The sequence below is a fragment of the Campylobacter vulpis genome, from assembly GCF_014217995.1.
In the GTDB taxonomy this organism is placed as follows: Bacteria; Campylobacterota; Campylobacteria; order Campylobacterales; family Campylobacteraceae; genus Campylobacter_D; species Campylobacter_D vulpis.
Window position 1 is genome coordinate 791,947 of the sequence record NZ_CP041617.1, and the last position, 17,403, is coordinate 809,349.

Annotated in this window: 28 protein-coding genes and 1 pseudogene; 20 read left to right on the plus strand and 9 right to left on the minus strand. The window is 32.7% G+C overall.

Annotated features, from left to right (window positions below; all coding sequences use genetic code 11):
- Nucleotides 1–345: 345 nt before the first annotated feature.
- Both CVULP_RS04025 and CVULP_RS04030 read left to right on the plus strand, forming a co-directional pair.
- Entirely contained in the window at nucleotides 346–1,410 is a 1,065-nt protein-coding gene (locus CVULP_RS04025) for a tyrosine-type recombinase/integrase (RefSeq protein ID WP_099507704.1), read from the plus strand.
- Between the two features lie 47 nt (nucleotides 1,411–1,457).
- A complete protein-coding gene (locus CVULP_RS04030; RefSeq protein ID WP_004277266.1) occupies nucleotides 1,458–1,604 on the plus strand; it encodes a hypothetical protein in 147 nt (48 codons plus the stop codon).
- Here CVULP_RS04030 and CVULP_RS04035 read toward each other — a convergent pair.
- From CVULP_RS04035 to CVULP_RS04055, 5 genes are read right to left on the minus strand one after another with little or no spacing between them, the layout of a single operon-like run.
- Nucleotides 1,582–2,160, minus strand: coding sequence for a hypothetical protein (locus CVULP_RS04035; RefSeq protein ID WP_099507705.1), 579 nt, complete (start codon nucleotides 2,158–2,160; stop codon nucleotides 1,582–1,584). The genes CVULP_RS04030 and CVULP_RS04035 overlap by 23 nt on opposite strands.
- A 29-nt stretch (nucleotides 2,161–2,189) precedes the next feature.
- Entirely contained in the window at nucleotides 2,190–2,408 is a 219-nt protein-coding gene (locus tag CVULP_RS04040) for a hypothetical protein (RefSeq protein ID WP_099507703.1), read from the minus strand.
- Nucleotides 2,401–3,441 (minus strand): DHH family phosphoesterase, encoded by a 1,041-nt coding sequence (locus CVULP_RS04045; RefSeq protein ID WP_099507702.1) that lies wholly within the window; start codon nucleotides 3,439–3,441, stop codon nucleotides 2,401–2,403. The genes CVULP_RS04040 and CVULP_RS04045 overlap by 8 nt, the downstream gene beginning before the upstream one ends.
- Before the next feature lie 9 nt (nucleotides 3,442–3,450).
- Nucleotides 3,451–5,628 (minus strand): flagellar biosynthesis protein FlhA, encoded by a 2,178-nt coding sequence (flhA, locus tag CVULP_RS04050; protein WP_099507701.1) that lies wholly within the window; start codon nucleotides 5,626–5,628, stop codon nucleotides 3,451–3,453.
- Nucleotides 5,621–6,022, minus strand: a complete 402-nt coding sequence (locus CVULP_RS04055; protein ID WP_099461256.1) for an Rrf2 family transcriptional regulator — start codon at nucleotides 6,020–6,022, stop codon at nucleotides 5,621–5,623. Before CVULP_RS04055 ends, flhA begins: the two co-directional genes overlap by 8 nt.
- Nucleotides 6,023–6,145: 123 nt before the next feature.
- On the opposite strand from CVULP_RS04055, the gene rpsO reads away from it, so the two are divergent.
- Both rpsO and cmoB read left to right on the plus strand, forming a co-directional pair.
- Nucleotides 6,146–6,418 (plus strand): 30S ribosomal protein S15, encoded by a 273-nt coding sequence (gene rpsO, locus CVULP_RS04060; protein WP_004275432.1) that lies wholly within the window; start codon nucleotides 6,146–6,148, stop codon nucleotides 6,416–6,418.
- A gap of 38 nt (nucleotides 6,419–6,456) precedes the next feature.
- Nucleotides 6,457–7,299: a tRNA 5-methoxyuridine(34)/uridine 5-oxyacetic acid(34) synthase CmoB gene (cmoB, locus tag CVULP_RS04065; RefSeq protein WP_099507700.1), complete on the plus strand. Its 843-nt coding sequence runs from the start codon at nucleotides 6,457–6,459 to the stop codon at nucleotides 7,297–7,299.
- A 541-nt stretch (nucleotides 7,300–7,840) separates the two neighbouring features.
- On the opposite strand, the gene CVULP_RS04070 is transcribed toward cmoB, so the two are convergent.
- A complete protein-coding gene (locus CVULP_RS04070) occupies nucleotides 7,841–8,851 on the minus strand; it encodes an SIR2 family protein (protein WP_213315917.1) in 1,011 nt (336 codons plus the stop codon).
- Between the two features lie 78 nt (nucleotides 8,852–8,929).
- Here CVULP_RS04070 and CVULP_RS04075 point away from each other — a divergent pair.
- From CVULP_RS04075 to CVULP_RS04105, 7 genes and pseudogenes are all read left to right on the plus strand, one after another.
- Nucleotides 8,930–9,148, plus strand: a pseudogene (locus tag CVULP_RS04075) (S24 family peptidase); the annotation flags it as partial.
- Nucleotides 9,149–10,135: 987 nt separating this feature from the next.
- Nucleotides 10,136–10,534 carry a hypothetical protein gene (locus CVULP_RS04080; protein WP_099507619.1) on the plus strand — a complete coding sequence of 133 codons (399 nt, stop codon included), beginning with the start codon at nucleotides 10,136–10,138 and terminating at the stop codon, nucleotides 10,532–10,534.
- Nucleotides 10,521–11,654: a tyrosine-type recombinase/integrase gene (locus CVULP_RS04085; protein WP_099507620.1), complete on the plus strand. Its 1,134-nt coding sequence runs from the start codon at nucleotides 10,521–10,523 to the stop codon at nucleotides 11,652–11,654. The genes CVULP_RS04080 and CVULP_RS04085 overlap by 14 nt, the downstream gene beginning before the upstream one ends.
- A gap of 231 nt (nucleotides 11,655–11,885) precedes the next feature.
- A complete protein-coding gene (locus CVULP_RS04090) occupies nucleotides 11,886–12,122 on the plus strand; it encodes a hypothetical protein (RefSeq protein WP_099507621.1) in 237 nt (78 codons plus the stop codon).
- A gap of 18 nt (nucleotides 12,123–12,140) precedes the next feature.
- On the plus strand, nucleotides 12,141–12,407 hold the full coding sequence (locus CVULP_RS04095; RefSeq protein ID WP_099507622.1) for a hypothetical protein: 267 nt from the start codon (nucleotides 12,141–12,143) through the stop codon (nucleotides 12,405–12,407).
- 214 nt (nucleotides 12,408–12,621) lie between these two features.
- A complete protein-coding gene (locus CVULP_RS04100) occupies nucleotides 12,622–12,801 on the plus strand; it encodes a hypothetical protein (protein ID WP_099507623.1) in 180 nt (59 codons plus the stop codon).
- Between the two features lie 2 nt (nucleotides 12,802–12,803).
- On the plus strand, nucleotides 12,804–13,100 hold the full coding sequence (locus tag CVULP_RS04105) for a hypothetical protein (protein WP_099507624.1): 297 nt from the start codon (nucleotides 12,804–12,806) through the stop codon (nucleotides 13,098–13,100).
- Between the two features lie 126 nt (nucleotides 13,101–13,226).
- Here the strand turns inward: CVULP_RS04105 and CVULP_RS04110 are convergent, their stop codons facing one another.
- On the minus strand, nucleotides 13,227–13,577 hold the full coding sequence (locus CVULP_RS04110) for a hypothetical protein (RefSeq protein ID WP_099507625.1): 351 nt from the start codon (nucleotides 13,575–13,577) through the stop codon (nucleotides 13,227–13,229).
- A 48-nt stretch (nucleotides 13,578–13,625) separates the two neighbouring features.
- Here CVULP_RS04110 and CVULP_RS04115 point away from each other — a divergent pair, with 48 nt between their 5' ends.
- Both CVULP_RS04115 and CVULP_RS04120 read left to right on the plus strand, forming a co-directional pair.
- Entirely contained in the window at nucleotides 13,626–13,793 is a 168-nt protein-coding gene (locus CVULP_RS04115) for a hypothetical protein (protein ID WP_180753073.1), read from the plus strand.
- Nucleotides 13,790–13,915, plus strand: a complete 126-nt coding sequence (locus CVULP_RS04120) for a hypothetical protein (protein WP_257874397.1) — start codon at nucleotides 13,790–13,792, stop codon at nucleotides 13,913–13,915. The genes CVULP_RS04115 and CVULP_RS04120 overlap by 4 nt, the downstream gene beginning before the upstream one ends.
- Nucleotide 13,916: 1 nt before the next feature.
- Here CVULP_RS04120 and CVULP_RS04125 read toward each other — a convergent pair whose 3' ends face one another.
- A complete protein-coding gene (locus CVULP_RS04125) occupies nucleotides 13,917–14,168 on the minus strand; it encodes a hypothetical protein (RefSeq protein WP_099507626.1) in 252 nt (83 codons plus the stop codon).
- Nucleotides 14,169–14,332: 164 nt separating this feature from the next.
- On the opposite strand from CVULP_RS04125, the gene CVULP_RS04130 reads away from it, so the two are divergent.
- Nucleotides 14,333–14,938 carry a hypothetical protein gene (locus CVULP_RS04130; protein ID WP_099507627.1) on the plus strand — a complete coding sequence of 202 codons (606 nt, stop codon included), beginning with the start codon at nucleotides 14,333–14,335 and terminating at the stop codon, nucleotides 14,936–14,938.
- Nucleotides 14,939–14,944: 6 nt separating this feature from the next.
- On the opposite strand, the gene CVULP_RS04135 is transcribed toward CVULP_RS04130, so the two are convergent.
- A complete protein-coding gene (locus CVULP_RS04135) occupies nucleotides 14,945–15,253 on the minus strand; it encodes a hypothetical protein (RefSeq protein ID WP_099507628.1) in 309 nt (102 codons plus the stop codon).
- Between the two features lie 49 nt (nucleotides 15,254–15,302).
- On the opposite strand from CVULP_RS04135, the gene CVULP_RS04140 reads away from it, so the two are divergent.
- Genes CVULP_RS04140 through CVULP_RS04165 form a run of 6 tightly spaced genes read left to right on the plus strand, consistent with a single transcriptional unit; the run spans nucleotide 15,303 to nucleotide 17,305 of the window.
- A complete protein-coding gene (locus CVULP_RS04140) occupies nucleotides 15,303–15,437 on the plus strand; it encodes a hypothetical protein (protein WP_257874399.1) in 135 nt (44 codons plus the stop codon).
- Nucleotides 15,434–15,571: a hypothetical protein gene (locus CVULP_RS04145; RefSeq protein ID WP_180753074.1), complete on the plus strand. Its 138-nt coding sequence runs from the start codon at nucleotides 15,434–15,436 to the stop codon at nucleotides 15,569–15,571. Before CVULP_RS04140 ends, CVULP_RS04145 begins: the two co-directional genes overlap by 4 nt.
- A 1-nt stretch (nucleotide 15,572) precedes the next feature.
- Nucleotides 15,573–16,580: a helix-turn-helix domain-containing protein gene (locus CVULP_RS04150; protein ID WP_099507629.1), complete on the plus strand. Its 1,008-nt coding sequence runs from the start codon at nucleotides 15,573–15,575 to the stop codon at nucleotides 16,578–16,580.
- Between the two features lies 1 nt (nucleotide 16,581).
- Nucleotides 16,582–16,785: a hypothetical protein gene (locus CVULP_RS04155; RefSeq protein ID WP_099507630.1), complete on the plus strand. Its 204-nt coding sequence runs from the start codon at nucleotides 16,582–16,584 to the stop codon at nucleotides 16,783–16,785.
- Entirely contained in the window at nucleotides 16,746–16,952 is a 207-nt protein-coding gene (locus tag CVULP_RS04160) for a hypothetical protein (protein ID WP_099507631.1), read from the plus strand. The genes CVULP_RS04155 and CVULP_RS04160 overlap by 40 nt, the downstream gene beginning before the upstream one ends.
- On the plus strand, nucleotides 16,949–17,305 hold the full coding sequence (locus CVULP_RS04165; RefSeq protein WP_099507632.1) for a hypothetical protein: 357 nt from the start codon (nucleotides 16,949–16,951) through the stop codon (nucleotides 17,303–17,305). The genes CVULP_RS04160 and CVULP_RS04165 overlap by 4 nt, the downstream gene beginning before the upstream one ends.
- The last annotated feature ends 98 nt before the right edge of the window (nucleotides 17,306–17,403 follow it).

Below are 17,403 nucleotides of genomic sequence, written 5' to 3' on the forward strand. Positions count from 1 at the left end.
AATGCAAGAGATTTTACAAAAAATATTTTGATAAATTTTATGGATAAGTTGTTTTAATGCAAAAGTTAAAGAGATGTATAATCTATAAAATAGGGATTAATGCTATATTTTTGAGTTTAGTTTGTATATTTTAATAAAAGTTTGAAAATTATAGTTTTCAATACAAAATTATAAAATTTAACAATTTTTACTTTTAATCATAAAATTATATGATTAAATTAAGTTTTATTTTATAATTTTTTTAAAATATTTTTTTAAATTTTTTATAAATTAAAATTTGCTCTAAAAAGTCTTTCGTTACTTTTTTAATACTAAAATAACTTTTAAAAATTTTAAGGCTTAATGATGAAATATCCCCTAGATTGTGAAGAAAATTTTGAAAAATCTTTTTTATTTTGGCTTGCTAAATTTGTAAAATATAAACTAAGTTCTCTTTCTAATAAAGAGCTTAAAAATCCAGCTATTTTAGCGGAGGTTAATTACGCCTTGACACAAACTCCAAATCACATCGAAGCCCTTGATGCCCTTGTAAAAAAGGCTAGAAATGCTGGACTTACAGGTGTTAGCACCTATTTTAATCCTCTTAAAAAACTTTTTGATTTTCTCGCTCTTTATAAACTTCACTCTTTAAAACAAATCGATGAAGCTTTGATTGTGGAGATTTTAGCTAGCATTACAGGTGCGCTTTCTGATGCGAGTAAGAAAAACTACCGCATTGCCGTGATGAATTTTTTTGATTTTTTAAATAAACAAAATGAAGAAGATTCTAAAGCCCATATTTTTGATATTAGTCTCAAAAATTGGGCGGGAATTTCTGGTGCTAGAGGTGTGAAGCTACCTGAATTTATGAATGAAGATGAGCTTAAAAAATTCCTTGAGGCTATTGATAATGCCGACTTTAAAGCCAACACTATACGCAACAAACTCATCATTAAAATCATCATTTTTACTGGCATAAGGGTGAGCGAGGCTTTACATATTAAACTTAAAGATATTAGCGAGGAAGATGGCTTATATCATATAAGAATTCACGCTAAAGGGAATAAATATCGCCTTGTAATGATAAAAAAAGAGTTGATTTCTACCTTGCTTGATAATGTTAAAATTAATTATCTTAGTCAAGACGCCCTACTCTTTGTTAATAAAAAAGGCACTCCCCTCACCCAAGCTTATGTGAGTCGTATCGTCGAGCAAATACTCTTTAGGGCGGGAATCCGTAAGCAAAAAAATGGTGCCCATATGCTCCGCCATACCTTTGCCACCCTACTCTACAAAAAACAAAAAGACCTTGTTTTAGTGCAAGAAGCTCTAGGACACGCTAGTTTAAACACTTCGCGTATTTACACGCATTTTGATAGCGAAAAATTAAAATTAGCCGCTAAAGTCGCTGAAGAATTGAGTAAAAAATAAAATCTTATGGTATAATTCGCACTTGCAATATTTTATAAGGTTTTTTAATGAAAAATTTAAGCGTTCAAGAAAAAAAAGATTTGGATAATTGCGTTTTTAAGGCTTTAGGATCAAAAGAGCAAAACCTTTGGCAAATTTTGAGCCATTTTTTCTTAAAAATTAAGGCTTTTTTCACTCCAAAACATACAATCTAAATTCGTTTTTAGTATAAGAAAGTTCTTTAAAGGCTGGAGATGAGATGAAAAATTTGCATTCTTTGTCTAAATTTTCTATGCCATAAATTTTCATCTTCATCTTATCTTCTTTAAAAAGCTCTATGCCAACACAGGCTTGATGATTAATTTTATAAAATAAAGTCCCACCATTTTCATCAAGCTTTAAAATGCTTACATTTGAATCTTTTATCATGGCTTTATCTAATTTTAATCTAAGTTTATAATACACCATAATATCACGCATTGCTTTTTTTAAAGATTGAAGTTCTTTTTGAAGCGCTGTATCATCTTGATGGTAAAGACTTAGAAAATCGCCATTTAAAAAAGTTAAAAAACTCTTATCCTTAGCTAATTTTTCACATTTTACAGAATTTTTTAGCACTCTTACTTCTTTAGCGCCTATAAGCATTTGCAAACAAAATTCCTTATTTTGATAGAAATCAACAAGCTTTACATCGCTGATTTTAAAGCCTTGCCCCACTTTTTTTTCATAGGCAAAATCACTAAATTCTTCATAAATATTTGCCAAAAGCATTAAGGGTAAGCATAAGCTTAAAAAAATCTTCACTTAAAATACTCCTTGTGATGTTTTCTTAGATATTCCACCACTTCTAAAACTTCCTCTACACCCTCACTTTGTGAGTTTTCAAGCACAGAATCAATATTATCAATATAAAGTTCAATCGCCTTTTCAAGCTTATCTTTTTTAACCCCAGCATATAAAAGCATAGCCTCTAAAACGATGCTTAGTTCATATCTTAAGTCTTCAAGCTCTTTAGACATTTTCGCTCTCCTTTTTCAGTTCTTTTGCCTTAATCAAATCCACAATCTGTGCTTTGATAAATTTATAATTTGCACTTTCTTTAAAGCCGACAAAAAGTCCTCCACTAGCATTTTTATGCCCTCCTCCGCCGACTAATTTTTTAGCCATCAAACTTACATCTATTTTGCCATTTGCTCTAAAACTTAAGGTTTTTCGCGAACTCACATCGATGAAAAAGTCAAAATCGGGATTTTGAACCAAAAAATCATTGCCTATTATGGAAGTATTGCCTATATTTGAAGTTAAAATTCCCTTGTGATTATCATAATAAAGCACAAATTCTTCCTTCATCAAGCTTAGTTTTTCTACTATGAAATAGGAAAGTAAATTTGCCAAAGTATCATCAGGCTTTTTCATCAAAAAATAATCTTTTTTGATGAAATGCACAGCATTATCAAGCAAAATGTGGGCATCTTCTTTTTCTATAAATTTTCTCGCTCTCTCAAGCAAAAAAAACATATAAAATACATTTTCTCTTTGAAACATAACTCGGTTAATTTCTTTTGCATTAGCGATAAGCCCTAAAAAAACTTTCCCAAGCTCAAAATACTCATCATCTTTAAGCCAAATATCCACCGCATTAACAACTCTTACAAAACGCTCTAAGTTTTCATCTTTAAAGCAAATTTTAGAAAAAAAGTCATAAACAATCTTAGCAGCACAACGCGAACTATCCAAAAGATACCATTCATATTTTTGCATACACTCAAAACCACTTTGATGATGGTCTAAAAGCAAAAGCTTAATGCCTTTTTCTTTGCAAGTTTTTTCAAATTCCTCACATTGTGTAAGGGTTAAATTTAAGTCGCTAATGAGAATCAAAGCCTCATTTTCTCCGTCTTTTTCAATATCATTTAAAATGCTTATAAAATTTTCATTAATCTCTTTGCCATAATTAGAATTGTAAAATTTCACATTTTTAAAATAAAAATTGACAATATATTGACACGCATATCCATCTAAATCCGTGTGGGAAAGATGATAAATTTTCATTTTCTATCCTTAAAATTCGACCTTAATAATGCCTTCTGTGTTTAAATTTGTGTTTTCTGTGATTTCAGCAAAGCTAATCACAACGATATTAATATTAAAATTATGACAAAGCTCGGCTAAAAATTTGCGAAGCTTAGATTCCACACAGAGCAAAAAAGGCTTGATGCGACCATTTGAAACGGCGTCATATTCTGCTTTTAGAGTATCGATTAAAACCGCTGTTTGTGCTACACTTAAAGGCACATGATAGCTCCCATCTCTAAACTGCACCAAATCACACAAAAATGCCGAAGTCGCAGAATCTAAGATGAAGAAATCTACAACCCCCTTTTCGTCCATATACATATTTGTAATCACTCTCGCAAGAGCAGAGCGAACATGCTCTATAATCATATCAGGACTCTTACTTACTTCAGCCACATCACTCATCGTTTCAAGTATAGTTAGCATATCTTTGATAGGTATGCGGTATTTTAGCAAGTCTTTAAGCACCTTTTGCACTAAGCCCACAGAGATATTAGACCCTTCGACTATTACAGGGTAGTCTTGCTGCACCTTATCAAGCATATTTTGCACTTCTTGACGCGTTAAAAGCTCACTAGCGTGTTTTTTAATAAGCTCCGTCATATGCGTTACAATCACACTAGCAGGATCAACCACAACATAGCCATTTAAATTCGCCTCATCTTTATTGCTGGGGTCTATCCAAACAGCATTAGAATTAAAAGCAGGCTCTTTTGTCGCTATGCCTTCCATTTCTTCGGTTACAAAACCTGCATCGACCGCTAAAACTTTATCGGGGTAAATTTCAAAAGTCGCTAAAGATACGCCTTTGAGTTTGAAATTATATTTATTAGACTGCAATTTTAAATTATCTCTAATCCTAATTTTTGGCATTAAAAAACCAAGACTTTGAGCGATATTTCTACGCATAGCACGGATACGCTCGGTTAGCTCTGTTTCGGCAAGTTTAATTAGAGCATAGCCGAGCTCAAGCTCTAAAATTTCAACTTTTAAAATATCATTGATTTTCGCTTCTTCTTCTCTTAAAATTTCCTCTTCGCTTTTCTTTGCCACAGGTGCGATTGAAGCTCCACCACTATGGCTAGCACCTCCTCCTACTCCTGCGGCAGCTGGTTTAGTTTTTTTAACATTAACAATGTCGATTTTACCTTCTCTTACTTGCTTAGTTAAATAACCAAGACCCAAAAAAATTAAAGCCATAAAACCAAGTGAAAGCGTAGGAAGACCCGGAACTAAAGCAAAAATAAATAAAACAAAACCCACAATCAAAAGTGTGCGATACTCGCTTAAAAGTTGAGTGAGTGAGCCTTCTGCAAAATTTTCTTCATCTTTACTTGCTCGCGTGATAATGATAGCAGTGGCAGTAGAGGTGATAAGTCCTGGGATTTGAGAAACAAGCCCATCGCCTATGGTAAGTATGGTAAATGTTGCCGCAGCGTCATTTAAGCTCATATCGTGCTGAAAAGAGCCGATGAGAAAACCGCCTATTAGATTAATGATTGTAATGATAATCCCCGCAACAGCATCGCCTTTAATAAATTTAGATGAGCCGTCCATTGCTCCGTAAAAATTCGCCTCGGCTATAATCTCTTGTCGTCTTGCTCTAGCAGTTTGCTCGTCTATTAAGCCTGCATTTAAATCCGCATCAATAGCCATTTGCTTACCCGGCATAGCGTCCAAAGTAAAACGCGCTTGCACCTCCGAAACTCTAGTGCTACCTTTAGTTACAACCATAAAATTAATTAAAACCAAAATAGAAAAAACAACCACACCAATGACATAATTCCCTCCAACAACAAATTCTCCAAAAGCAGCAATAATCTCACTGACAGCATCAGCTCCATTTTGCCCCTCACTTAAAATCATTCTTGTCGTGGCAATATTTAAGGCTAATCTAAAAAGCGTGATAATGAGAATGAGTGTAGGAAAGGTCGTAAGGTCTGTAGGCTTTGGGATATAAATAGAAATAAGTATAATTAAAACAGAAAGAGCTATACTTAAAGCTAAAAAAAAGTCTAAAACAGGTCCGGGTAAAGGAACGATGATAATGGCTAAAATACAAACGATAAATACAACAATCGTTATGCTTTTAGCTTTAACAATAGGTGCAATTAAAGGACCTAAAAAGGGAAAAACAAAATCTAAAGTTTTCTTTTTAGCCATTATTTTTAATAATATCCTCTAAAGTAATGGAATCTAAGAAATTATCAATTTTTTGCTGTAAATTCATAAGAACAGACAAAAGATGGCAATTTTCCTTTTGATTGGGGCAAACTCCACCACTACACTCAAAAACGCTAACTTCTTTTTTTTCAGCACTTGCTAAAATTTCTTTAAGCGTGTAGGCTTTTGGCTCTCTAACAAGGCTAAAACCACCCTTTGCACCCTTATAAGAGTGAAGCAAACCATCTCTTGCTAAATTTTGCAAAATTTTCGCTAAAAAACTTTTAGGTATTTCAAGCTCAGTCGCCATAGTATCAACATCGCACGGGGTAGATTTAGAAGAGATATAAATCAAAGAAAGTAAAGCATACTCACTAGCCTTAGTTAAAAGCACAAATTCTCCTTAAAATAAATTTGGGTATTATAACGAAAAAAAGTTTAAAAGGTGAAATTAAGCTTATTTTTTACTTTTTTAAAGTATAATTCCCACTTTAATTCTACCAATCAGGAGGTCAAAATGGCTTTGGATTCGGCTAAAAAAGCAGAAATTGTTGCGAAATTCGCCAAAAAGGCAGGAGATACAGGCTCAACTGAAGTGCAAGTAGCACTTTTAACAGCTAGGATTACCGAGCTTACAGAACATCTTAAAATTTATAAAAAAGATTTTTCTTCACGCTTAGGACTCTTAAAGCTTGTTGGTCAAAGAAAAAGATTGTTAAATTATCTTAAAAGAAAAGATTATCAATCTTACATTAAGATTATTACAGAATTAAAACTTAGAGATAAGTAAAAGCCTTAGAAATAAGGCTTCTTTCATCATTTGCAAGTATGGATATAAAAACACTTGAGGCAAAAATTACTTCTTTAGAAAAATTATTTTGTGAATTTAAACTAACTCAAAGCGTAGAGATTACCACCGATAAAAGTCAAAAAAATCTAATAAAAGAACTTGCCATAGCCCTTAAACCTTGGCGTAAGGGTCCTTTTAAAATAGATGATCTTTTCATCGATACAGAATGGCAAAGTTTTATCAAATTTGACATTTTAAAACCCTTTATGCGTGATATTAAGGATAAAATAGTCGCTGATGTGGGTTGCAATAATGGCTATTATATGTTTAAAATGCTTGAATTTTCCCCTAAGCAAATCATAGGCTTTGATCCTTCCTTAAAATATCATCTACAATTTAAGCTCATCAATGCCCTAGCAAAAACCAACATTAAATTTGAGCTTTTGGGCGTGGAGGATTTGCCAAATTATGCTGTGAAATTTGATGTAATTTTTTGCCTTGGCGTGATTTATCACAGAAGCGACCCCATCAAAATGCTTAAGGATTTAAAAAAAAGTCTTACTCAAAATGGCGTAATTTTTTTAGATACAATGTATATTCAAAGCGAGGAAGAAATCGCACTTGTGCCACAAAATACCTATTCTAAAATTCCAAATATTTATTTTGTTCCCTCCATCAAAGCTTTAAGAAACTGGTGTTTAAGGGCTGGTTTTAACAAGTTTGAGGTTTTAGCGACTAAAAAAACAGATAAAGAGGAGCAGAGAAAAACGGCTTGGATAGATTCTTATTCTTTAGAAAATTTTCTTAACCCAAATGATGAAAATTTAACTTGCGAGGGATACGAAGCACCTAAAAGGGTGTATGTGAGACTCGGTTTGTAAGTAACTTTTTTTAGCTATCTTATTAAATATCTACTCACAATATTATTATTTCGCTTTTACAAGCACTTGCCAGATTTTAAAAATTATCCGCAAAAATATTTCATTTAAACTAGAAATGAAAATTATTTTTACCTCATAGTTTGAATAAAATTTATTTTTTTATGAATTCTTGTGTATTTTTTGTGAGGGGTATTTTAAAACTATCTCTAAATGATTTTAGCAAAAATACCAAATAATAGGCTTTTAAAGCATATAAAAATGATTTTTTATCTTTCTCAATTTAAAGTGTAAAATATCCCAAATATCCCTTTTTGTCCCAAAAAAGTGATTAAATGCTATTTAAAAGGCGGATAAATACGAGCTTTGATTTTACCCAAAAGCGTTTTTTACTCTCTAGGATAGTTACATTTTTGCTTAAATAATCTTATGTTTTCTTATTGATGTAACTATCGCCATAAAACACTATATGATTATCTTTTATATAAAAATAGCATGTAACTATCTATATCTTTAAGGTTTGGAGGATAGTTACATAGAAAACTTAAATATTTTTAGGTAATTTTTTATCTAAATGTTTGGCTAGTTTTTCTAAATTATCACCACAACAAAAACTAAAATCACACTTGCCTTCGCTAAAAATTTCATTATATCTTTTCTTTTTGTTTTCAATATTGCTTTCAGTATTAACAATATATATTTTATAATCATTTTTATTCAAACGCAAAGCACTTTGAAAAAGATAGACAACAGACAAATCGGTCATAGGAAATGAAAATCCATAAATATAGATATTTTTAGCATTCTGTATAGCCCTAAAAGCTTTTCTCCATAAAGATTGCAATAGAATATTTGTTTTATCGAGTATAGGTGGAATAATGAGTGGTTTTAAATCGATAAATAATTCATCGCTATATCGTTCTATGTTATAATATACACTTTCTTTGTATGCAGAATAAGAATATATTTGACTATTTTGATATACTTGATCACAATACCAACTAATGGAACCATGAAGTTTTATTATCTCAGGAGACTTATTTATTTCATTATTGGAACTACTTTGGTAAAAATTAAAACCTATGCTTTTTGTCTTTTTTCGTTCATTAATTTGTTTTATTGGTATTTTATAAAAAACATCGTATGATTCATATTTTTTTGTTAAAAATAACATTTCTTCAAGTAATAAATCATAATTTAATGTTATACAGGTGCATCTATTCTCATTAATATATTGTGATAATATTACAATATCATTATTGTTCCGATCAATTGTTGTATTTCCTCGTAATTCCATAAAATAATTATTTATCTTATCTATTTTTTCAATATAAGAAGCTTCATCTCTTAAAATATCCTCTTTTGTTTTAAAAGGTAAAGGTGTTATAAGATAAGTTAAAAGCTGCTCCAAGTTATCTTCGTAGATTTCTTCATTTTCATTTATAAAATCCTTTTCTTTCTTTAAAGAATTTGATAACTCAGCAAGAGTTGGATAAGAACCAATTAAAGATTTTGAAAAACCCGCACCAAAAAAGAAAATATCATTACTATTCATAAAAATCCTTTTTTAACAAATATACAATACTTTTATAAGCTTTCAAATCAAAAGTTTTTCCTCTCTTTTTGCAATTTTATATTTAAATTCTTTGAAATTAAAATCAAGGAATTTTTATGCAAAAGTGATCGAAAAATTAAAAGATATTTTAGCAAGTGAAGGTAGGCGTAATTTAAAAACAAAAGATATAGCTAAAGAAAATTAGGTATCCACCTAGATACTTTTAGCACAATGAAATTGAGAAACTCCATTTCTTATCCACAAATCTTAAACTTTTTAAATCAAAGAAACATAAGCTGATATTAATTAAATTACAATTTAATTTAAGGTTGAAAAAAGATAATTTGTCGCAAAAATACGACATTTTTGTTTTGCAAAAACATAAATGGCATTGTCAAATTTATCTCATCAAAATCCTTTAGTTTGCGTGTTATTTTTAACATTTTTTAAATTTAACCTTATTTTTTTTAAAACCTATAAAAAGCATTTTGGTTCAAAGCTTGGGTTTTCAGTGATTAAAGCTTTTTAGGATTTTTTGAAATTATAGCAGGGGGAGGGTAAATCCCCAGCTATGTGTCTTAAAATGTGGCTAAAAGCTAGAAAAAAAACTAAGTTTTGTTGGGTTGTTAAATTGTGTCCTTGTAGCTTAAGCTTGAAACTTCGCTTATGTGGGCAGCTTTAGAGCGTAAAAACGGCTTAGCCTAAGCCTTACGTGACTTTATGCGGGTCGTGGGGCGTGTATCGCCGTTTATGCGGGAGAAGTCCAGGGCCTGCGTGTGTAGCTTAAGCGGTGTGTAAGGCTGGAGCGTTATGCCACGCAAACTCGGTAAAACGACGGCTTTATTTAGCCGTGCGGACTTTGCGGTCGGGGCGTATTTAAGCGTGATTTAAAGCTTATGCAGACGAAGTTTAGGGCTGGGCTTTAAGGTCGCTAACGTTGGGCTTGATTAGGCAAAAAGCTTAGAAAAGAGCATTAAAAAGCAATGTTGGCTTTATGCGGGTGATTTTCAATAGCTAAGGCTTTTTAAGCTTAGAAAGCGTAAGGGCTTAATTTAGCATAGGTGGCAAAGGCGTAAGTCCTAGCCTTATGAAAAGTTCTTTGAAAAGGGTTTGAGTAGAGTTGCCCCGCATTTATGTGGGGCTTGAAAGCTTAAGTCGTGTGGATTTTCGGTCGCAGTTATGCGGGAGAAGTCCAGGGCCTGCGTGTAGAAAAGCTTTTTAAGTGCTATTTGCTAGTATTTAAAAAGCCTTTTAGAAAAGGCAATTTTACACAAAGGAAAGAAAATGAAAAAGATGTATGAGCTAGAAAGAGCAAAAGTAAGGATTTTAAGAGAAACTAAGGGGGCTTTTAGCGATGAAAACCTAGCAGAATGTGCGGATTTTGTGGAAAATACCTTTAACGTTTATTTAACAAAAGCCGAAAGAAAACAAACAAGAAAAGAAGGGCTTTTTCATCTTATAGTATGCTTAATGTATCGTAAGCTAAGAAGATTTGAAAGCATTGGGTTTCGTTTCTCAAATAATTTCATTGAATTAATAAACAAAGATGAAGTTAAGGAAAATTCGACCGCATTAGGTGTTGATATTGAAAATCTTAAATTAAGAGGCGATTTTGAAAGAATTTTATATGTTCTTTTGCAAGAAAAACAGCTTTTAGCAAGGAGGATTAATGAGAGAGATTAATACTTACGCAAGAGGCAAAATGCTTTATTTAGACATCAGGCAAAACGGCCTTAGAGAAAGGTTAGCTAGTGGGGTCAAGGATAGCAAGGAAGCAAGGGAGTTTTTTAAGAAAAACACGCCCTTAATCTTGCAAAATAGAGCCTATATCAAAAAATTAGCCAAGGACTTCATAGACTACGAAAACGCCCTTTATTGCGAAAAGCTTTTAAGGGAAGAAAAAGACTATAAGGCGATATTTAGCGAGGATTTAAGAGGGGAGCTTGAGGGCTTTTTTAATTCTTTTATCGTGCATAAAAGAGGCACGCAAAAGTCTTATAAAAACTTGCAAAAAATCATCATTGACTTTTTTCAGTCGGAAAAATTACGCAGTGTTAAGGATTTTGAAAAAAGGCATATTGTGAAATTTATCCTTTTTTGTGAGGGGAAAAATATGCGAAATTCAAGCATAAAGCTTAGATTTAGCTTTTTGAAACGCTTTATAAATTACTGCGTTGATGAGGGCTTAAGAGAGGCGATAAGTATCAAAATGCCACGCCTTAAAATGGACGAGGCAGAGCTTGAAAGAAGTCAAAAGGAGGCACTTGATTATGCTGAAATTTCGCTCTTTATCAAAAATGCCCCCTCTCCTTTAAAGGAGTATCTAAGCATAGCCTTTTTTACTGGGGCTAGAACGGGGGAAATTTTGGCTCTTAAAAAGGGAGATATAGACTTTGTTAAAAAAGAAATTCACATTAGAAAAACAAGGATTTCTAAAAAAGAAACAAACTCCCCTAAAAATAGGTTTTCTTATAGAACAATCGACATGCTAAAGGTCGTTGAAAATGTCATGCTTAAGCTAGTCGAGGGTAAAAAAGATGATGATTTTATTTTTGAAAAATATAGCAATTTACACACTCTTTTCAAAGAGCTTTTAATCAAGCTAAATGCCAAGCCTATGCGGCTCTATGAGACAAGGCATACATTCGCCTCTTTAATGCTTAGTCGTGGCGAAGATGTAGAGTGGGTAAGCCGCAGAATGCTAGGACACGCAAATTCGGCTATGACTTATGCAAAATATGCAAGGCTGATTAATAAAAGCGTAAAAGAAAGAGCGAAATTTATTAATGAGGAGGATTTTTAAGCCTTAGTTTGAGGGGAACAAGTGGGGTCTTTAAACTTGTTTCCTTTGTGTATTTAAGCAATGTTTTTGCGTTGTGGGTGGGTTAAAGACTTTGGGATTTTTGGTTTTTAGTGAATTAGTGAGAATTCAAAAATTGTTTATAGGGCGGTTGCCCACTTTAGAAACTTAAACCCTGACGGGTTTTTTCTAAAGGGTCGTAATCGTTTCATTACGCTAATTTTTGCAATTCTCTTGGAAAGTGAATTTAAGGCGAAATTTAAAGTCTTTGCTAATTCGGCAAGAGTTAAGCACTTTAGAAACTTGAAACGCTTAAGGCGTTTCTTTTCTAAAGGCTTAAATTACCTCATTACGCAAAACTTTAAATTTCTTAAAAGCAAATTCAAAGACACGGCGTGGGCTTTGGGTGTAGCAAGTTTAAAAGGCAAAATTTGGGTTGGCGAATTTACTTCGCCTGATGAAAGTAGGTAAAAAAGGTAAAGGATTTAAATGTTTTTAAACTATGTTTTTAATGATTATAAGCAAAAAATGAGCTGTGATAAGTGTGCTAAAACTGCCCTTAAAAGTCTCATTTTTAATTTCAATATGGACAAAAACCCTGCTTTAAAACAGCAAGTTAAAGAGGCAAATTATAACGGCGTGATAGAGTTTAAGCCGCTTTGTATAGGGTGTGAGTTGCTTATGGAAAACGCTTTAAAAGTGGAGATTACCCATAAAGAGATAACAGGAATTTTCTTAAAAGTAAGGGCTGTGTAAGATGAATTTGAGCTTAGAAAAGTTTGCTAATGGGCTTTGGGTGCTTAAGATGAAATTTAAAGGCTTTTTTAGGTGCTTATTTTAAATCTTTACTAAAGGGGTGCATTTAGGCGAAAATCAAAACGCTTTCAACTTAGGCGCGGTTATCCACTTTAGAAACTTAAACCCTTACGGGTTTTTTCTAAAGGGTCAAAGCGTCTCATTATGAAAGATTTTGATTTTCTTAAAAGTGGGTTGCAAGGGCTGGGCTTTAGGTGTAGCAAGTTTAAAAGGCAAAATTCGGGGCTTTTGCGTTAGCAAAAGGGTGGGGACGCCTTTAGGTTTTGGTTCTTTTAGGCAAAATCGCAATTTTGCCGATGAAAAGAACATTAAAAAAATAGGTAAAAAAGGATAAATATGACTAGATTTTATTTAAGTAATATTTTTCAAAGTGCAAGCGTGAGGACGGCTTTTTATGAGGCGAAAAATAAGCCTTATTTTAAAGGCGTTAATGAGCTTTTAAAAGTGAAAAATAAAAAGCATAAGGGCTTGAGCTTTATGGAGCTTGAAAGGCTTTTAAATGCTTTTATTGAGGCTTTGAAAATCAAACATCATCATAAAAGTGGGCGTATAGCTAGAGATAAAAGCAACTTAATGAAGGCGTATTTAAATCTTTTTGCTTTTGTAGAGAAGTTAAAAAAGGGCTTAATATGAGCCAGGAATTCATCATGGGGATTTTATGGGGAATTCTTATGGTTTTAATGGTGTTTGGTTTATCTTTATGGGTGGAAATTATTTGGGATTTTGTGAAAAATCTTTTTAAAAAGGGGAGAAAATGAGCTATTTTTCTTTGAAAATATTACCAATGAAGTCGAAATTTTGTTGTTTGATTAGCTCGTCTTTAAAGGCTTTAGCCTCTTTTTTAGCTTGGTCTAACTCGGCTTTTAAAGCGTTTATGTTTTCTTTAGCTTCGCTTAAGAGCTTATCACGCGTCTCGTTGCTTTGCTTGAGTAATTTATCGTTGATGTATGTATCTTTCTCGAGCATTTTTTCATTAATGAGGCGGTTTTCCTTCACTAGGAATTTAAAAAGGCTTAAGCCAAAATACGCATTAACAATTAAGCCTAAAAATAAGCCTTTAAAAAAATCTAAACTTGAGCTAATAATCACAAAATCCAAAATAGCGTCCATTTTTAATCCTTTCTTTAAAAGTGAAATTATAACAAAAGGCGGATTAATATGAGCTGGGGGGATTTGTTTCAGGGCTTGGTCGTGGGTATGGCTATGCCTGGGATTGCTTTTCTTTTAACTTACGGCGTGTGGGAATTGGTGAGCTTTATTTTTAAAGCGTTTAAAAAAGGGCTTAATAAATCTTTAAATTTATTTGTAAGGTTGGTGCTAAGATGAGTGAGGAATTAATCGTGGGGATTTTATGTGGGGTTTTTGGTGTGGCTTTTGCTTTTGGAATAGGCTTGTGGATTTTAAATATTTATGATTTTATCAAGTCTCTTTTTAAAGGAAAACAATGAGTTATTTTTCTTTAAAGATTGAGCCTATCATATCTAAATTTTGTTGTTTGATTAAGGCATCTTTAAAAGCCTTAGTTTCATTTTTAGCGTCTTTTAATTCTTGTCTTAACTCATCATTATGTTCTCTTAAATGGCGTGTAAAAAATTTCATAACAAAAAAAGAGGCGGTAGCCGTAAGGGCTGTGCCTAAAAATAAGCCTTTAAAAAAATCTGCACTTGTTTCTAAGGTTACAAAAGCTGTAAAAATATCCATTTTTAATCCTTTCTTTAAAAATGCGATTATAACAAAAAAGGAGTTAATAAAATGAGTGATGAATTTTGGGGCGGTTTAGCTGTGGGAGTGATGTTCCCACTTATTTGTTGGGTAATTATAGGGCTTGTTTGCACAATGTTTGATTTCATAAAAGGGGGTTTTAAATGAAAATTGCGGAATTAATGGAGCGTCTAAGAAGGCGTTTGAAAGATGAGGGCGTTTATCTTAAATTTAGCGATGAGGAATTGTTAGCAAGTATCAATCAAGAGCAAAATATCCTTATAAGTGATTTGGAGATGAATGTCTGTAAATTTGAAAAAAAGCTTAGTGAAGATGATAATGTTTTGCACTTGCCAAAACTTATGCTTAAGGTCGTTGTAGCTAAGCTTAATGGCGTAAATCTGCCCTTTTTAAACTACAAAGCGCATTTAAAAGATAATAATGTCCCAACGCACTTAATGGGCTTTTCAAATATGCAAAGCGTGGCCGTAGAGCCCAAAAACAAAGCATTAGGACGGCTTGAAGTGTGGGTAAATTTATGCGTGTTTCATAAGGATAAGGAGGAGGAGTTGTTTTTAAATGATTTGTTTGTCAATGCACTTTTATATAGCCTAGTGCGGAATATCTTACAAGCGGAAAATAGCGAATTAAGTATGCAAAAAATCGCCTTTTTTGACAATTTGCTTAAAAATGAGCTAAGCCGCATTAAGGATATAGTAAGCAATACACGTGAAGAGCAAGTTCTCTTTTCTAAAGTAAATGAGGTGTGATGTGGCTTATTTAAAACTTGAATTTTGGAATTCCCATAATTTTAACCTAAAGCCTTCTTTTTGTTCATCACAAAGAGCGAGGTCGGCTTTAAGCTTTTTTATGCTTTCTTTAGCATCGTTTAAAAGCATTTTATTGGCTTCATTATTTTTTTCTATGATTTTGTCTCTGACTTCATTATTTTGCTTGACTAAGGCTTTAAATAAAGACTTAAAAAACAAAAAGCACAAAATAAGGGCTGTAATTAATCCAAAAATAAAGCCTTTAAAAAAGTCGCCGTTTGTTTCTATGGTCGTAAAAGCTGTGAAAATATCCATTTTATATCCTTTCAAAAAGGAAAGTATAACACAAAAAGGGGGTTTTTAAATGAACGTTGAATCGTTTTTAGCTGGGTTTAGCTTAGCTTGGTTTTCTGTGGCTGTTAGCATTTTCTTAGCGGGAATTATTGTTTGGAGTTGGGATTATTTACTAAGTAAATTCAAAAAAAAGGAGAAAAAATGAGCTTTTATAAGATAACAAATTTAAAAAGTGGCCTATACAAATACATCAATGTAGAGCTTTTAAGTCGTATGGATAGACTAAAAATCGTGCTTTTTTATAGAGCGAGTAAGAATTTCAAAATAGGAGGGTTTTAAGATGATAGTTAAGCAAAAATTGAAAAATAATTTCACAATAGTCTCAAATGACATCATAAAGCATAAAGACTTAAATGATAAGGCGAAATTAGTGGCTATATTTATGGCTAGTTTGCCTGAAAATTGGGTTGTAAATGCAAAGCATATCGCTAATGAAATGGGTTATAGTGTAAGGGTTGTGCAAAATGCTATAAAAGACTTAATCGATGCGCAAATCATCTCTAAAATAATCCATAAAGATGAGGCTGGGAAATTTAAGCGTGGTTATAGTGTGATTTTTGTCAATAACGACGAAGAAGAGCTAAACGAAAGCTTAGAAAATTTGCAAAAATGTGAGGAAAATGAAGAGCTAGATGAAGTGGCAAAAAGTGTGGAAAATAAAGAGTTTGCAAAAAGTGCTAATGAAAAAATGGGCGTGATGAGCGAGGTTGAGCCTTTCAAAAGCCCTAAAAATGATACTTCAAAAAATGCGAAAAAATCCCGCATGCCGTTTTTGTTCGCACATATAAAGAAAGAATTCTTACGTAGTAAGAATTTATACCTAATGGAAAATTGCCAAAATCGAATTTATTTTTTCTCCAAAAAAATGCAAGATAAACAAGAGCTAGATTTTAAGAATTTAAGCGAGGCAGAAAAAGACAAGCTCATTGAGTGGTTTAAGTTTAAGGCTAGTAATGGAGCAAGGTTAAAAATAGCTAGTAAAAACGCCCTTATAGCTAAATGCGTCAAGTTTAAAGAGCAAAACGAAAGCGTGATAGCGATAATTGATAGAGCCATTGAAAACGGCTGGGCTGGGCTTTTTAGCTTTAAAAAAGAGGCTTTGAAAAAGAAATATCCTAAAACTAGACTTGGTAAGGAAATGGAAGAAAAGGCTATTTTAAGAGCTGTGTTAGAGCAAGAGCCAAATTTCAATGGACGTGAGGATTACGACTTAAGCCGAGTTAGGGTCAATGGCTGCGGTGTTAAGTGGATTAAAGAAGAGCGTAAATTTATGCTTGTGAGTGCGTGAAATGGCATATCTTTTCAAAAATAATCCGCGTGTTAAGATTGATAGTCCTAGCTTTAGCTTTAGTGAGGAAGAGTGGAGTAGGATTAAGACTTTTGCGGAGTTTGAAAAGATGAGTGTGGCTAGGTTTGTAAATGGTGCTTTAAAAGATTATTTAAAGGAGCTTAAATGCGATATGCAAAAACAAAAAACGCAAAAAGAGAGCTAAAAAAGAAGTTTAAAATGCAAAAGACTTTATTGAGAAATTTAAGCCGTTTAAGCAAAAAAACCAAGATGAGTAAAAATGCTATCTTGCAAGAAGCTTTAAAGAGAAAAATGCAAAAAATCGCCTCAAATAATGTCTTTTTAAATGGATTTTTAGGAGAGCTTAGATGAGGGGTTTTTCTTTTGTGCTGAATTTAAAAGCCTATGAAAATGCAAGGCTAAGCCCTTGGGAACTTGACAAGATAGAAGAGCTTTTAAACATTATAGAGGCGAATTTAAACGACGAGGCGGAGACTTTTATGGACAATTTTTACAGCCTGATGCTAAGTAAAAATCAATTTATCTATTTTAAAAATTTCACAGACTGCTTTAAAGAAGCCTTAAGAGAATGGGTGGAAATGAAAGCAAGAAGCACGAAGCTTAAAAATTATGATAGTAAAAAATACTTTTGGCAAGAAACGCAAATCTTGCTAAGGTATTTTTCAAAAAAGGCTTTTCATAATTTGCCAAGCTGGGCTGTGTAGTGGTTTGCGGCTTGAAAATGGGTTTAGAGGTGCTTAAGATGAAATTTAAAGGCTTTTTTAGGTGCTTATTCGGCAGATTGAGGCGAGAATTCAAAAAC